We start from the raw sequence: 13050 nt of genomic DNA, 5'->3' as shown, positions 1-13050 counted from the left end.
CTAGCCCGCCGGCACCTCGGCCACCGCGCCCTTCACCATCAGCTCGGCGAGCGCCGGGTTCTCGTCCGCCTCGACCGGCGCGGGCGGCGGCGCGGGCGTCGAGCGGTGGCGCAGGTAATAGGCCTCGCGCGCGCCGAAATAGAAGCTGACGATCGCCCCCAGCAGCCACCACAGCGGCTCGGGCACATAGTTCAGCCCGACCATGCGCTGTGCGAAGGCGACGGGATCGAGCATGGCGTAGACGAAGAGTCCCAGCGTGCCGAGCGCCAGCATCGGCCGCGGCAGCCGGTTCAGCCCGTTCACGACGCGGTCGAAAAGGCCCGCCCGGGCATATCGGAACTCGGCCCCGTGCTCGTCGAGTGCCGCGCGATAGGCTTCGGCCTCGGCCTCCATCTTCTTCGTCGCGTTGACGGTGAACACCTCGGCGACATGCGTCACCGCGCTGCCGAGGGCCGAGGTCGCGGCCGGCCCGCCAAGGATCCGCCCGATCAGCCCCATGCCGCCACCCGCGCCTTGTGCTGTGCAGGGCTCAGGTGGAAGCGCGGCGAGATGAACTCCTCGGCGCGCAGGATCCAGCCGCCCTTGGTGCCCGCCGTGGTCGTCGCATATTTGCGCGAGGCCGGGCGGGCGGCGGCGAGGTCGTAATAGTAGTTGCGCCGGGCAATGCCGTAGGCGTCGGCGAAGAGCCCCGCATCGGGGGCGGCAGCGCGGCCTGCGGCGGCGATGGTCTGCGGCCCGACCTGCCCGTCGACCGCGACCGCCTGCCCCATCCGGTTCAGCAGCCGCTGCAGGATCTTCACCGCATTGTCGCCGGCGTTCACCTGCATGTCGAAGACCGAGGGCTGCACCGCCTCGGGCAGCTCGCCAAGACGCGGCGCGTCGAAGTAATGGCGCACATAGATCTGCACCGCCTGCGCAGGGGTCAGCAGTTTCACGTCGCGCTCGCTGACCATCCCGTCGCGGTCGAGGTCGATGCCGAGCCGGCGCAGCGTGGCAAGCGTCACGCCGTAGTTCGTGGCCCCGCCGGGATCGTCGGGGTCCTTCACATAGCCGCCCTCGCGGGCGACGATTTCCTTGGCAATGTCGGTGACTGATTTCATGCGCATTCCCCAGAGGCTCCCCCGGGGAATGCTGTCGCGATCCGGTTAACGGCGCCGCAAGCGGGCGCGCGGATCAGGAATTGGGCTTCGGGGCCTCATAGACGCCCTGTTCCTTCAGCGCCTCGATCACTTCCTTGGGCATGTAGTTCTCGTCATGCTTCGCGAGGATCTCGGAGGCGACGAAGGTGCCGTCCTCCATCTTGCCGGTGCCGATCATCCCCTGCCCTTCCTTGAAGAGGTCGGGCAGCACGCCGGTGAAGCGCACCGGCACCGAGGCGCCGCCGTCGGTGACGCTGAAGGTGACCGTCTCGCCCTGCCCGCGCTTCAGCGTGCCGGTCTCGACCAGCCCGCCAAGGCGGAAGGTCTCGCCCGGTTTCGGCGGGTTCTCGGCCAGCTGCGAGGGCGCGCGGAAGAAGTTGATCCCGTCGCGCATCGCGTAACCGATCATCGCCGTCGAGATCAGCAGCGCCAGCGCCGCGACCACCAGCACCTGGATCCGGCGCTTCTTCTTCAGGCTCTTCATCCGCGTCTCCTTCGCCGTGTCGGCGCGTTCTCGGGCCAAACGCCCCGCGCCGCCTTGACCTTGATCAAGGGAACACGGGGGCCAGCATCAGCCCCGCTGTCTCCTCGAGCCCCAGCATCAGGTTGGCGTTCTGGATCGCCTGCCCCGAGGAGCCCTTGCACAGGTTGTCGAGCGCCACCATCACCAGCGCGCGGCCGGGAAGGCGGTCGCCGACCACACCGACATGAACATAGTTCGAGCCGGCGATGGATCGAGTCGAAGGGAGTGTGCCAAAAGGTAGCATTTCGAGGAACACTTCGTCCGCATAACGGCGTGAAAGCGCGTCATGGATCGCCTGCGGTTCGCCCCGGACATAGACGGTGGCGAGGATGCCGCGGTTGAAGGGCATCAGATGGGGGGTGAACTGCACTCGAACGTCGCGCCCGGCGATCTTCGAGAATTCCTGATCGAACTCGCCCAGGTGGCGGTGCTTGCCGCCGGCCGAATAGGGCATGGTGCCGCCCGACAGCTCGGCATGCAGCAGATTTTCCTTGAGCGAGCGGCCCGCCCCCGAGACGCCCGCCTTCAGGTCGATGATGATCTCGTCGAGGTCGATCACCCCCGCCTCGATCAGCGGGCGCAGCGCATATTGCCCGGCGGCGGCGTTGCAGCCGGTGCCGGCGCAGAGCCGCGCGCTGCGGATCTCGTCGCGGTAGAACTCGGTCAGGCCATAGACGGCCTCTTTCTGCAGCTCGATCGCCGCATGCGGCTTGCCATACCATTTCTCGTATTCGGCCGGGTCGCGCAGCCGGAAATCGGCCGACAGGTCGACCACCTTCAGATCGCGCGGCAGCTCCTTGATCACCGCCTGGCTGGTCGCATGCGGCAGCGCGCAGAAGGCCAGATCGATGGTCGAGAAGTCGATCTCCTCGATCTTCACCAGATCGGGCAGGTTCATGTGGCGCAGATGCGGGAAGACCTCGCCCATGCTCATCCCCGCCTTGCGGTCGCCCGAGAGCGCGGTGATGCGCATCGAGGGATGGGTGGCGATGATCCGGGCGAGTTCGGCACCGGTGTAGCCCGAGGCGCCGAGGATGGCGATATTCTGGGTCATGGCAATCTCCGCGACTTGTCGGCCTGTCCTGCCTCAGCCTAAAGTCCCGCGCAAGCGATGTTTGGCGCCCACGCAGAATTTGAACGGCCGGAAGGGAATTGCATGACGAAAGACTGGCATTACGCCTGGCAGGGGGAAAGCCACGGGCCGGTGAGCGCCGAGACGATGGCCGATCTGATCCGCGCCGGCCGGCTGCGCACCGACACGCTGGTGTGGAGCGAGGGGATGGCGAACTGGGAACCCGCCTCGGTCCATTTCGACTTCGGCGCCCCGCCGCCGCTGCCCGCAGGCGCCCCGGGCTTTGGCCCGCACGGCATGTCGCAGGGCATGGGGGCGACGGGCATCGGGCCGGACGGGCTTTATGCCGGCGCGCCCGGGCGCAGCTTCGGCGAGGCAATCAAGGTCTGCTTCACGAAGTACATCACCTTCAAGGGCCGGGCGAGCCGCTCGGAATATTGGTGGTTCACCCTCTTCACCACGCTCGGCAGCGCCGTTGGCGGCGTGCTCGAAGCCGCCATGGGCAATGACGGCGCGGCGATCTCGGGGCTGTTCGGTCTGGTCACCTTCCTGCCCTCGCTCGCGGTGACGGTGCGGCGGCTGCATGACACCGACCGGTCCGGCTGGTGGGTCGGGGGCTTCTACCTCGCGATGATCGGCCTCGGGCTGATGATCGGCGTCTTCGCCGCCATCACTTCGCAGGCCGGCGCCTCGGAAAACACCGGGCTCGGGCTGCTCGCGATCTTCGGGATCGCGATCTTCGCCTATGCCATCGCGATGCTGGTGTTCATGGTGCAACGCGGCACGCGCGGGCCGAACCGTTTCGGCTGAGGCCCGCGGCCGGAACGGGGTCGGGGCGGCTCAGGCCGCCTCGAACCGGATCTCGTGACGCAGGAACTGCGTCGCATGCACCGAGACCGAGGCCGGGTCGCCGGTGGTCAGGAATTTCGACACCGTGCCCTTGCCGACGAATTCCGGCCGGCGCTCGAGGTAATCCTCGAGGCTGTCGGCCACCAGATTCGCCTGCGAATAGACCTTCACCTGCGCGCCGAGCGCCTCCTGGAAGGTCTTCTGCATCAGCGGGTAATGGGTGCAGCCGAGAATCGCCGCCTCGGGATGCGGCATTCGCCGCTTCAGCGCCTCGACATGGGATTTCACCAGCGCCTCGGCGAGGATCTCGTCACCGGTCTCGATCGCGTCGACGACGCCACCGCAGGGCTGCGCCTCGACATCGACACCGATCGCGCGGAAGGCCAGTTCGCGCTGGAAGGCGCGCGAGGCGACGGTGGCCGGGGTGGCGAACAGCGCGACATGCTTCACCGCGACCTCGCGCGGCGGAGAGTTGTCGCCCCATTTGCGCTCGGTCAGCGCCTCGATCATCGGCACGAAGACACCGAGAACGCGCTTGTCCTTCGGGATCCAGGTCTCCTGCATCCGCTTCAGCGCCGCGGCCGAGGCGGTGTTGCAGGCGAGGATGACAAGGTCGCAGCCCTCGTTCCACAGCCGCTCGACGCCCTTGCAGGTCAGGTTGAAGATGTCATCGGCGTCGCGCACGCCATAGGGCGCGTTGGCATTGTCGCCGTAATAGACGAGGGCCAGATCAGGCAGCTTGCGCGAGATCGCCTCATAGACGGTCAACCCGCCAAGACCGCTGTCAAAAACCCCAACCGCCATTGCTCCCTCCCACGCCAGAGCGCCCCGCCGAACCGGGCGGGGGTTGTCTCTTCTAGTCCCGCGGGCGACCGGAGGGAAAGCCGAAAACGCGCCGGTCCTGCCCCCCTCATGCAAGCCCGGGGCCAGCCCCGCGCTGCCCGTCCCTTGGGCAGCCCCCGGCCGGCCGGTGGCATCTTCGCGCCGAAAGGCGGAAATCCTTGGGCCGAAAGGACGTTTTTCGGCGTGAACGGGTTTGGCTTCGGACCATGATCCCTATATGCAGAAAAGTGGTAACACGGGGCCGACGAAGCGATCATGAGTGGCATGGACTGGGACAAGTTGCGAATCTTTCACGCGGTGGCCGATGCCGGCTCGCTGACCCATGCCGGCGACGCGCTGCACCTGTCGCAATCGGCCGTGTCGCGGCAGATCCGCGCGCTGGAAGATGCGCTTGGCACCACGCTGTTCCACCGCCACGCCCGCGGCCTGATTCTGACCGAACAGGGGGAGCTTCTGTTCGAGGCGACCTCGACCATGGCGAAGAAGCTCGATTCCGCCGCCGCGCGCATCCGCGACAGCGAGGAAGAGGTCTTCGGCGAGCTGAAGGTGACCACCACCGTCGGGTTCGGCACGCTGTGGCTGACGCCGCGGCTGTCGAAGCTCTACGAGCGCTACCCCGAGCTGAAGATCGACCTGCTGCTCGAGGAACGCGTGCTCGACCTGCCGATGCGCGAGGCCGACGTGGCGATCCGGATGAAGGAGCCCTCGCAGGCCGATCTGGTGCGCAAGCGGCTGCTGACGCTGCGGATGCGCCTCTATGCGACGCCCACCTATCTCGACGCCGTGGGCCGGCCCGAAAGCCTCGCCGATCTCGAACGCCACCGGCTGATCTGCCAGAACCCGACCACGCCGCAGGTCCATGCCGGCGCGCAGCTTGCGCATATGGTGATGGCGCAGGATGTGCATTCGATGCTGACGGTGAACAGCTATTTCGGCGTGCTGCAGGGCGTGCTGAACCACATCGGCATCGGCATCCTGCCCGATTACCTGACCGTCGACTTCAACAATCTCGAGCGCGTCCTGCCCGAGATCGAGTCGGTCGAGGTGCCGGTCTTCCTCGCCTATCCCGAGGAACTGCGCCAGTCGCGCCGCGTCACCGCCTTCCGCGACTTCGTGCAGGAAGAGATCATCGCCTACCGTCGTCAACAGACCGGCGAACCCAGCCTCGACTGAGGTTATTACCCGGTGTTGTCCCCCGCGGATGACGCCGGATTCAGGCCGCAACCGCAGGTTGCACTGAGGCATAACCGCAACGCATGGCGGGCATGTTGCAGATGCAGCGTAATTCTCCTTGAACCGTTTCAACTCTGCACATAAATCAGGCGCAGAAGGGGATGATACGAGGAAACTCTCATCACCTTCTACCTCCCTGTTGGACTACGGCCGAGACTTTGTCTCGGCCTTTTTTTTGGCCCTATGCTCCGCCGCCCCTCGCCGGTCGCGCACGAATCGTCTTGCCGCCCAGGGGCCGCCGCCGCTCACGCCGCGCTCACGAAAACGCGTCTGAACCTTTCCGGCCGATGTCCGTTGCCTCCTCACAAGCCGCAACGGCTGCAGTTCCGAAAGGAGTTCGACATGAAGAAGAATTTCGTCCTGAGCACCGCCCTCGTCTCCGGCCTTCTGGCGGCGCCGCTGGCCGCGGTCGCCGCCGATGATCCGCACGGGCTGATCGACTACACCATGGGCATCGCACCGGCCCAGGTGACGCAGACGCCCGCCGACATGACGATCACCGCCCCCGACCCGGGCACCAGGAATGGCGACGCGCTGGACCAGTATGGCATTGCCGACATCAAGACCGGCACCGCCCGCACGCTCGAAAGCTCGACGGGCGCCGACACGATTCCCGCCGACCAGCAGCTCGCCCGCGACGCTGGCATCGCCGACAACAAGTCCGAGACCGGCACCCCGGGCGCCGTGGTGACCGCCGACGACGCCGCGATCGGTCAGGTCGAGCGCGTGATCCCCGGCGACACCACCGACACCGTCTTCATTCGCGTCTCGGACACGCTGAACACCAATGTCTCGATGTTCAAGGTCGAGGTGCCGAAGGGCGCGCACAAGGATGGCAGGGTGCAGCTTGGCTGGACGCTCTCCGACCTGCTCGACCATCTCGAGGCGCAGGTCTGATCCGAACCCGCCCGCAGCACGAGGGGCCGGCCGTCGCGCCGGCCCTTTTCGCGTGCGCAGCCTCTTTCCCCGCAAGGCCACATGGCTTATGGGATGCGCAAAGCCGCCCGCCCCGCATCCCCGGAGGACATCGATGACCGAGCCGCAGATCACCCCCGAAATCGTCGCCGCCCACGGCCTCAAGCCCGACGAATATCAGCGCATCCTCGAGATCATCGGCCGCGAGCCCTCCTTCACCGAGCTGGGCATCTTCTCGGCGATGTGGAACGAGCACTGCTCCTACAAATCCTCGAAGAAATGGCTGCGCACCCTGCCCACCGAGGGCCCGCAGGTGATCTGCGGCCCGGGCGAGAACGCCGGCGTGGTCGACATCGGCGACGGTCAGGCGGTGATCTTCAAGATGGAGAGCCACAACCACCCGTCCTACATCGAGCCGCATCAGGGCGCCGCGACCGGCGTCGGCGGCATCCTGCGCGACGTCTTCACCATGGGCGCGCGCCCGATCGCGGCGATGGACAGCCTGTCCTTCGGCGTGCCCGCGCATCCGAAGACCGCGCAGCTGGTCAAGGGCGTGGTCGAGGGGATCGGCCATTACGGCAACTGCTTCGGCGTGCCGAACGTCGGCGGCGAAGTGCGCTTCCACCCGTCCTACAACGGCAACTGCCTGGTCAACGCCTTCGCCGCGGGCCTCGCCGACACCGACCGCATCTTCTATTGCGCGGCCTCGGGCGTGGGCATGCCCGTCGTCTATGTCGGCGCCAAGACCGGCCGGGACGGCGTCGGCGGCGCCACCATGGCCTCGGCCGAATTCGACGACACCATCGAGGAGAAGCGCCCCACCGTCCAGGTCGGCGACCCCTTCACCGAGAAATGCCTGATGGAAGCCTGCATGGAGCTGATGCAGACAGACGCGGTGATCTCGATCCAGGACATGGGCGCTGCGGGTCTGACCTGCTCGGCCGTCGAGATGGGCGACAAGGGCGGGCTGGGCATCAAGCTAGTGCTCGACGCCGTGCCGCAGCGCGAAACCGCGATGACCGCCTACGAGATGATGCTGTCGGAATCTCAGGAACGCATGCTGATGGTGCTGCATCCCGAGAAGCAGGACGAGGCCCGCGCGATCTTCGCGAAATGGGACCTCGACTTCGCCGTGGTCGGCGAGACCATCGCCGAGGACCGCTTCCTGATCCTGCACGGCAACGAGGTGAAGGCCGACCTGCCGCTGTCGAAACTGTCCTCCTCGGCGCCCGAATACGACCGCCCGTGGATCGAGACTCCCGCCCCCGCCGCGATGGCGCCGCTGCCGGCGATTGCGCCGATCGCCGCGCTGAAGGCGCTGATCGGCTCGCCGAACTATGCCGCGAAGGACTGGGTCTTCGAGCAGTATGACACCCAGGTGATGGGCGACACCGTGCGTCGTCCGGGCCTTGGCGCCGGCGTCGTGCGCGTGCACGGCACCGACAAGGCGATCGCCTTCACCTCGGACGTGACGCCGCGCTACGTCAAGGCGAACCCGTTCGAGGGCGGCAAGCAGGCGGTGGCCGAGGCCTATCGCAACCTCACCGCCGCCGGCGCCCTGCCGCTTGCCACCACCGACAACCTGAACTTCGGCAACCCCGAGAAGCCCGAGATCATGGGCCAGTTCGTCGGCGCGATCAAAGGCATTGGTGAGGCCTGCCGCGCGCTCGACTTCCCGATCGTCTCGGGCAACGTCTCGCTCTACAACGAGACCGACGGCTCGGGCATCCTGCCGACGCCGACGATCGGCGCCGTGGGCCTGCTGAAATCGCTCGACGAGATGATCGCCGGCCTGCCCCGCGAGGGTGACATCGCGCTGGTGATCGGCGGGACCGCGGGGCACCTTGGCCAGTCGGCGCTGGCGCTCGAGGCCTTCGGGCTCGAGACCGGCGACGCGCCGCCTGTCGATCTGGCGGCCGAGCGCCGCAACGGCGAGTTCCTGCGCGCGAACCGCGCCGCTCTCAAGGCCGCGACCGACCTCGCCGATGGCGGGCTGGCGCTTGCCGCCTTCGAGATGGCCGAGGGCGCGGGCCTTGGCGTGACGCTTGACGTGGCCGAGATCGACCAGCTCTTCGGCGAGGATCAGGCGCGCTATCTCGTCGCCTGCGACGCGACCGGCGCCGCCGCGCTGGAAGCGGCCGCCAAGGCCGCGGGCGTGCCGCTCGCCCGTGTCGGCCGCTTCGGTGGCACCGCAGTGACCCTTGGCACCGACAGCGCCCCGCTCGCCGAGCTCTCGGCGCTCTACCGCACCGCCTTCGCCGCCGCGATCGGCGACTGAGACGGGCGCACAGTCACACTTGGGAAAGGGCCGGCCTTCCGGCCCTTTTTCATGCCGCTTTCCCTGGCCCAAATCCTCCCGCCGGAGGCGCCTTGCCCCACGCGCCCGCGGGCGGCCCCTTGCCCCCCCTCCCGGCCCGGCCTAGATTGGGGCAAAGGACGAGGAGTGCCACATGCCGATGGAAGCCAAGGACATCGAAGCCCTGATCCGCGACGGGTTCCCCGACGCGAAGATCACCATCACCGACCTGGCCGGTGACGGCAATCACTGGGCGGCCGAAGTCATTGACGCCTCGTTCAAGGGCATGAACCGCGTGCAGCAGCAACGTGCCGTCTTCGCCGCGCTGAAAGGGGCGATGGATGGGCCGAACGCGCCGCTGCATGCGCTCGCCCTCACCACCAAGGCCGAATGACCGTCGCAGAGGGGCTACGCGCAGTTTCCGAGCTGAGCTATCTGGTCTGGATCTTGCTTGTCGCCCTCCCCCTCCTCTTCCGTTTCGGCCTCAAAGGGCTGCGCGAATCCCGAACCAAGGAACAATCAGATGACCGCAATTGATCAGATCAAGGCCGATATCGAGGCGAACGACGTGGTGCTCTACATGAAGGGCACCAAGGAAATGCCCCAGTGCGGGTTTTCCAGCCGCGTCGCCGGGGTGCTGAACTATCTCGGCGTCACCTACAAGGACGTCAACGTCCTCGCTGATGCCGACATCCGCCAGGGCATCAAGGACTTCTCCGACTGGCCGACGATTCCGCAGCTCTACGTCAAGGGCGAGTTCGTCGGCGGCTGCGACATCGTCACCGAGATGACGCTGTCGGGCGAGCTCGACAAGCTCTTCGACGACAAGGGCGTCGCCTACAACAAGGATGCGGCGGACCAGATCCGCGCCGCGAACGCCTGAACGCAGCCGCAAGGTTTCGGGGCCCCGCCGCCGTGCGGGGCCCTTCGCATGTCCGAAGGCGCCCGTTGCGGCCGGCCCCGCGCTTCGCTAGCCTCGCCCCCGAACGCCCTCAACCCCGGCGGAGCCGATGACCCAGACCCATCCGCGCAATCCAGGCCACCCCCTCGATCCCTCCTGGTTCGAGCAGATCGCCGTCAACACCCCCGCCGCCGAGGCCCGCGTCGCCGATCTGACCGCGCGCCGCGGTCTCACGCGCGAGTGGCAGGCGGCCTGGCTCGTCAATGCCATCCGCTGCATCGACCTGACGACGCTGGCGGGCGACGACACCGAAGCGCGGGTGGCGCGGCTCTGCGCCAAGGCCCGCCGCCCGCTCGCCGATCACATCCTCGAGGGGCTGGGGCTCGAGGCGCTGACCACCGGCGCGGTCTGCGTCTATCCGACGATGGTCGGCGCCGCGGTGCGCGCGCTCGCGGGCTCGGGCATCCCCGTGGCCTCGGTCGCCACCGGCTTTCCCGCCGGGCTGATGCCGCTGCCGCTGCGCCTGGCCGAGATCCGCTATGCCGTCGAGGAGGGCGCCGCCGAGATCGACATCGTGATCACCCGCGCCCATGTGCTGCGCGCCGACTGGTCCGCGCTTTACGACGAGATCGCCGCGATGCGCGAGGCCTCGGGCGCCGCCCACATGAAGGCGATCCTGGCGACGGGCGAACTTGGCTCGCTCGCCAATGTCTATCGCGCCGCGATGGTGGCGATGCAGGCGGGGGCCGATTTCATCAAGACCTCGACCGGGAAGGAGGCGGTGAACGCCACCCTGCCGGTCTCGCTCACCATGGTGCGGGCGCTGCGTGACTATGGCGCGCGTACCGGCGCCCGCATCGGCTTCAAGCCGGCGGGGGGGCTGCGCACGGCCAAGGACGCCCTCGCCTGGCAGATCCTGATGCGCGAGGAGATGGGGCGCGACTGGCTCACCCCCGCCCTCTTCCGGATCGGCGCCTCCTCGCTTCTGGGCGACATCGAGCGCCAGCTCGAACAGCATGTCACCGGACGCTTTGCGTCCTCCTCCCGCCACGCGCTTGCCTGAGGGAAAGATGGTCACCGTGAAAGAGATCCTCGAGACGATGGACTATGGCCCCGGCGCCGAGAACCCGGCCGAGGTCCGCGCCTGGCTTGCCACGCACGGCCGCTTCGGCCATTTCATCGCCGGCGCCTTCACCGCCTCGAGCGCCGTGCGCGCGGTGCAGAACCCGGCCACCGGCGCGGTGCTCGCCGAGGTGGCGCGGGGCAGTGCCGAGGACATCGCCGCGGCGCTCGCCGCCGCCCGCGCGGCGCAAGCCGGCTGGGCGGCGCTGCCCGATCAGGCGCGCGCCGAGGCGCTTCATGCCCTCGCGCGCCAGCTGCAGAAACGCGCCTCGTTCCTGGCCGGTCTTGCGACGCTCGACACCGGCACGCCGATCCGCGAAAGCCGCGATCCCGACCTCGCGCAGGCGGTGCGGGCCTTCCAGCACGCCGCCGGCCACGCGGCGCTGCGTGGCATGGATCATCCCGGCCGCGCGCCCCATGCGGTGACCGGCGTCGTCCTCGCCCCCGCGCTGCCGCTGATGGGGCTTGCAACCGCAATCGCCCCGGTGCTCGCCGCGGGCGGCACCGTCGTCGTCGTGCCCGCGCCCGAGGCGCCGCTCGCGGCCCTTGCAGTCGCCGAGATCTGCGCCGAGACCGGCCTGCCCGCGGGCGTCGTGAACATCGTCACCGGCGATGCCGACACCGCGCTCGCCCTTGCGGGCGCCGATCTCGACCGGCTGATCTTCGCCGGCACAACCGAGGCCGGCCGCGCCGCGCGCCGCGCCAGCGCCGCCCACGGCCCGGCGCTGAGCCTCAGGCTCGACGGCAGCAGCCCCGCCCTCGTCTTCCCCGACGCCGATCTCGACGCCGCGGTCGAGGGCGTGGTGGCGGGCTGGCGGGCGGGCGGCCAACTCCCTTCGGCCGGGGCGCGACTGCTGGTCGCGGAAGCGGTGGCCGAGCCCTTCACCGCCCGCCTCACGGCCCGCCTCGCAAAACTGCAGGTGGGCGACCCGCTCGCCAGGGGCAGCGACATCGGCGCGCTGGTCTCCGAGGCCGAGGCCACCCGCCTCGCCGCCCTGATCGCGGCGACCGAGGCCGAGGGCGCCGTGGCACTCCGCCCCGTGGACCCGCTGCCCGAGACCGGCGCCTTCGTCGCCCCGACGCTCCTTCTGGGCACCGCCCCGGCAACCCCGCTCAACGCGACGCCGCTGCGCGGCCCCGTCGCGACGCTGATGACCTTCCGCACGCCCGCCGAGGCGGTCGAGCTCGCGAATGCCAGCCGCTTCGGCGCCGCCGCATCGGTCTGGTCGGAAAACATCACCCTGGCCACCGACATCGCCGCGCGGCTGCACACGGCCACGGTCTGGATCAACAGCACCGCGATTTTCGACGCCGCCGCGCCCGCGGGTGCGCGCCGCGACAGCGGCTTCGGCGCCACGGGCTTCGAGGCCGCCCTCGCCCCCCGCCCCCCGAGGGCTCTGCCCGAGGCGGCGACGGGGGGGCTCGATGCCGCCCCGGCGTCGGGTCCCGGCACGATCCCCGGCGCCGTCGAGGCGGCGCAGAAGGCCGCGGGCTGGGCCAAGATGTCGAGCCATGGCCGGGCGCAGGTGCTCCGGTCCATCGCCGAGACCCTGTCGCGGCGCCACACCGAAATTGCCGCGCGGCTGCACGACGCGGGCCATGACGCCGGAGAGGTCGCGGCGACGATCGAGCTTGCCGTCCGCGCGGCGGCGCTGGCCGATGCGGACGCGGGCCATCTGGCCGCGACCGGGGCGCAGATGCAGACGCTGCTCCGCGCCGAGCCCCTTGGGGTGATCGGCATCGCGAGCCAAAACGCCCAGCCGCTTCTGGGGCTTGCCGCGCTGGTGCTGCCCGCGATTGCCGCCGGCAACCGCGTCGTCGCGATCCCGGCCGAGGCCTTCCCCGCCGCCGCGACGGAGCTTGCGCAGGTCTTGGCCAGCGCGGGCCTGCCGGCCGGGGTGGCGACCCTGGTTTCCGGCCCGCGCGACGCGCTGGCCTCGGTGCTGGCCGGTCACGACGAGGTCGCGGCGCTTTGGTATTGCGGCACGCCCGAGACCGCGGCGCGGCTGCGCACCGACACCGCCGCCTCGCTCAAGCCCGTCTGGTGCCCCGTCCCGCAGGACTGGGCCGCCGCGCCGATCCGCGCGACGCTGGCCGAGGCGCAGCAGCACAAGACGATCTGGCTGCCCTACGGCGCATGAAAAAGGCCCGGGACCT

13 protein-coding genes are annotated in these 13050 nt (G+C 69.1%); 8 read left to right on the top strand and 5 right to left on the bottom strand.

The window, feature by feature from the left end; translation table 11 throughout:
* From DYS74_RS00140 to argC, 4 genes are all read right to left on the bottom strand, one after another.
* Complete coding sequence (locus DYS74_RS00140; RefSeq protein ID WP_121530140.1) at positions 1-498, bottom strand: holin family protein; 498 nt, start codon at positions 496-498, stop codon at positions 1-3.
* Complete coding sequence (locus DYS74_RS00135) at positions 489-1100, bottom strand: holin-associated N-acetylmuramidase (RefSeq protein WP_121530456.1); 612 nt, start codon at positions 1098-1100, stop codon at positions 489-491. The genes DYS74_RS00140 and DYS74_RS00135 overlap by 10 nt, the downstream gene beginning before the upstream one ends.
* A 73-nt stretch (positions 1101-1173) precedes the next feature.
* Positions 1174-1623 carry a cytochrome c maturation protein CcmE gene (gene ccmE, locus DYS74_RS00130; protein ID WP_121530139.1) on the bottom strand — a complete coding sequence of 150 codons (450 nt, stop codon included), beginning with the start codon at positions 1621-1623 and terminating at the stop codon, positions 1174-1176.
* A 64-nt stretch (positions 1624-1687) separates the two neighbouring features.
* Entirely contained in the window at positions 1688-2716 is a 1029-nt protein-coding gene (gene argC, locus DYS74_RS00125; RefSeq protein ID WP_121530138.1) for an N-acetyl-gamma-glutamyl-phosphate reductase, read from the bottom strand.
* A gap of 102 nt (positions 2717-2818) precedes the next feature.
* On the opposite strand from argC, the gene DYS74_RS00120 reads away from it, so the two are divergent.
* Positions 2819-3544 carry a DUF805 domain-containing protein gene (locus DYS74_RS00120; RefSeq protein ID WP_183077408.1) on the top strand — a complete coding sequence of 242 codons (726 nt, stop codon included), beginning with the start codon at positions 2819-2821 and terminating at the stop codon, positions 3542-3544.
* Between the two features lie 30 nt (positions 3545-3574).
* Here the strand turns inward: DYS74_RS00120 and murI are convergent, their stop codons facing one another.
* Positions 3575-4387 carry a glutamate racemase gene (gene murI / locus DYS74_RS00115; RefSeq protein WP_121530136.1) on the bottom strand — a complete coding sequence of 271 codons (813 nt, stop codon included), beginning with the start codon at positions 4385-4387 and terminating at the stop codon, positions 3575-3577.
* 303 nt (positions 4388-4690) lie between these two features.
* Between murI and DYS74_RS00110 the strand changes: the two genes are divergently transcribed.
* From DYS74_RS00110 to DYS74_RS00080, 7 genes are all read left to right on the top strand, one after another.
* On the top strand, positions 4691-5599 hold the full coding sequence (locus tag DYS74_RS00110) for a LysR family transcriptional regulator (protein ID WP_121530135.1): 909 nt from the start codon (positions 4691-4693) through the stop codon (positions 5597-5599).
* Positions 5600-6001: 402 nt separating this feature from the next.
* Entirely contained in the window at positions 6002-6556 is a 555-nt protein-coding gene (locus DYS74_RS00105) for a hypothetical protein (protein WP_121530134.1), read from the top strand.
* Between the two features lie 133 nt (positions 6557-6689).
* Positions 6690-8852 (top strand): phosphoribosylformylglycinamidine synthase subunit PurL, encoded by a 2163-nt coding sequence (gene purL, locus DYS74_RS00100; RefSeq protein ID WP_121530133.1) that lies wholly within the window; start codon positions 6690-6692, stop codon positions 8850-8852.
* Positions 8853-9024: 172 nt separating this feature from the next.
* Positions 9025-9264: a BolA/IbaG family iron-sulfur metabolism protein gene (locus DYS74_RS00095; RefSeq protein ID WP_121530132.1), complete on the top strand. Its 240-nt coding sequence runs from the start codon at positions 9025-9027 to the stop codon at positions 9262-9264.
* Between the two features lie 129 nt (positions 9265-9393).
* On the top strand, positions 9394-9753 hold the full coding sequence (gene grxD, locus DYS74_RS00090) for a Grx4 family monothiol glutaredoxin (protein WP_121530131.1): 360 nt from the start codon (positions 9394-9396) through the stop codon (positions 9751-9753).
* A 127-nt stretch (positions 9754-9880) separates the two neighbouring features.
* Positions 9881-10834 carry a deoxyribose-phosphate aldolase gene (gene deoC / locus DYS74_RS00085; protein ID WP_121530130.1) on the top strand — a complete coding sequence of 318 codons (954 nt, stop codon included), beginning with the start codon at positions 9881-9883 and terminating at the stop codon, positions 10832-10834.
* 7 nt (positions 10835-10841) lie between these two features.
* Positions 10842-13034, top strand: a complete 2193-nt coding sequence (locus DYS74_RS00080) for an aldehyde dehydrogenase family protein (protein WP_121530129.1) — start codon at positions 10842-10844, stop codon at positions 13032-13034.
* The last annotated feature ends 16 nt before the right edge of the window (positions 13035-13050 follow it).

Source organism: Paenirhodobacter hankyongi, from assembly GCF_003664585.1.
GTDB lineage: Bacteria > Pseudomonadota > Alphaproteobacteria > Rhodobacterales > Rhodobacteraceae > Rhodobacter > Rhodobacter hankyongi.
The sequence above is the reverse complement of the archived record's forward strand: the minus strand, read 5'-3'. Positions and strand labels throughout refer to the sequence as shown.

What these genes read in the sequence shown, in the direction of transcription:
- ccmE (WP_121530139.1), bottom strand. Translation starts at nt 1,623, where the DNA reads ATGAAGAGCCTGAAGAAGAAGCGCCGGATCCAGGTGCTGGTGGTCGCG.
- purL (WP_121530133.1), top strand. Translation starts at nt 6,690, where the DNA reads ATGACCGAGCCGCAGATCACCCCCGAAATCGTCGCCGCCCACGGCCTC.
- deoC (WP_121530130.1), top strand. Translation starts at nt 9,881, where the DNA reads ATGACCCAGACCCATCCGCGCAATCCAGGCCACCCCCTCGATCCCTCC.
- DYS74_RS00105 (WP_121530134.1), top strand. Translation starts at nt 6,002, where the DNA reads ATGAAGAAGAATTTCGTCCTGAGCACCGCCCTCGTCTCCGGCCTTCTG.
- DYS74_RS00095 (WP_121530132.1), top strand. Translation starts at nt 9,025, where the DNA reads ATGCCGATGGAAGCCAAGGACATCGAAGCCCTGATCCGCGACGGGTTC.
- DYS74_RS00140 (WP_121530140.1), bottom strand. Translation starts at nt 498, where the DNA reads ATGGGGCTGATCGGGCGGATCCTTGGCGGGCCGGCCGCGACCTCGGCC.
- DYS74_RS00110 (WP_121530135.1), top strand. Translation starts at nt 4,691, where the DNA reads ATGGACTGGGACAAGTTGCGAATCTTTCACGCGGTGGCCGATGCCGGC.
- DYS74_RS00120 (WP_183077408.1), top strand. Translation starts at nt 2,819, where the DNA reads ATGACGAAAGACTGGCATTACGCCTGGCAGGGGGAAAGCCACGGGCCG.
- DYS74_RS00080 (WP_121530129.1), top strand. Translation starts at nt 10,842, where the DNA reads ATGGTCACCGTGAAAGAGATCCTCGAGACGATGGACTATGGCCCCGGC.
- DYS74_RS00135 (WP_121530456.1), bottom strand. Translation starts at nt 1,100, where the DNA reads ATGAAATCAGTCACCGACATTGCCAAGGAAATCGTCGCCCGCGAGGGC.
- argC (WP_121530138.1), bottom strand. Translation starts at nt 2,716, where the DNA reads ATGACCCAGAATATCGCCATCCTCGGCGCCTCGGGCTACACCGGTGCC.
- grxD (WP_121530131.1), top strand. Translation starts at nt 9,394, where the DNA reads ATGACCGCAATTGATCAGATCAAGGCCGATATCGAGGCGAACGACGTG.
- murI (WP_121530136.1), bottom strand. Translation starts at nt 4,387, where the DNA reads ATGGCGGTTGGGGTTTTTGACAGCGGTCTTGGCGGGTTGACCGTCTAT.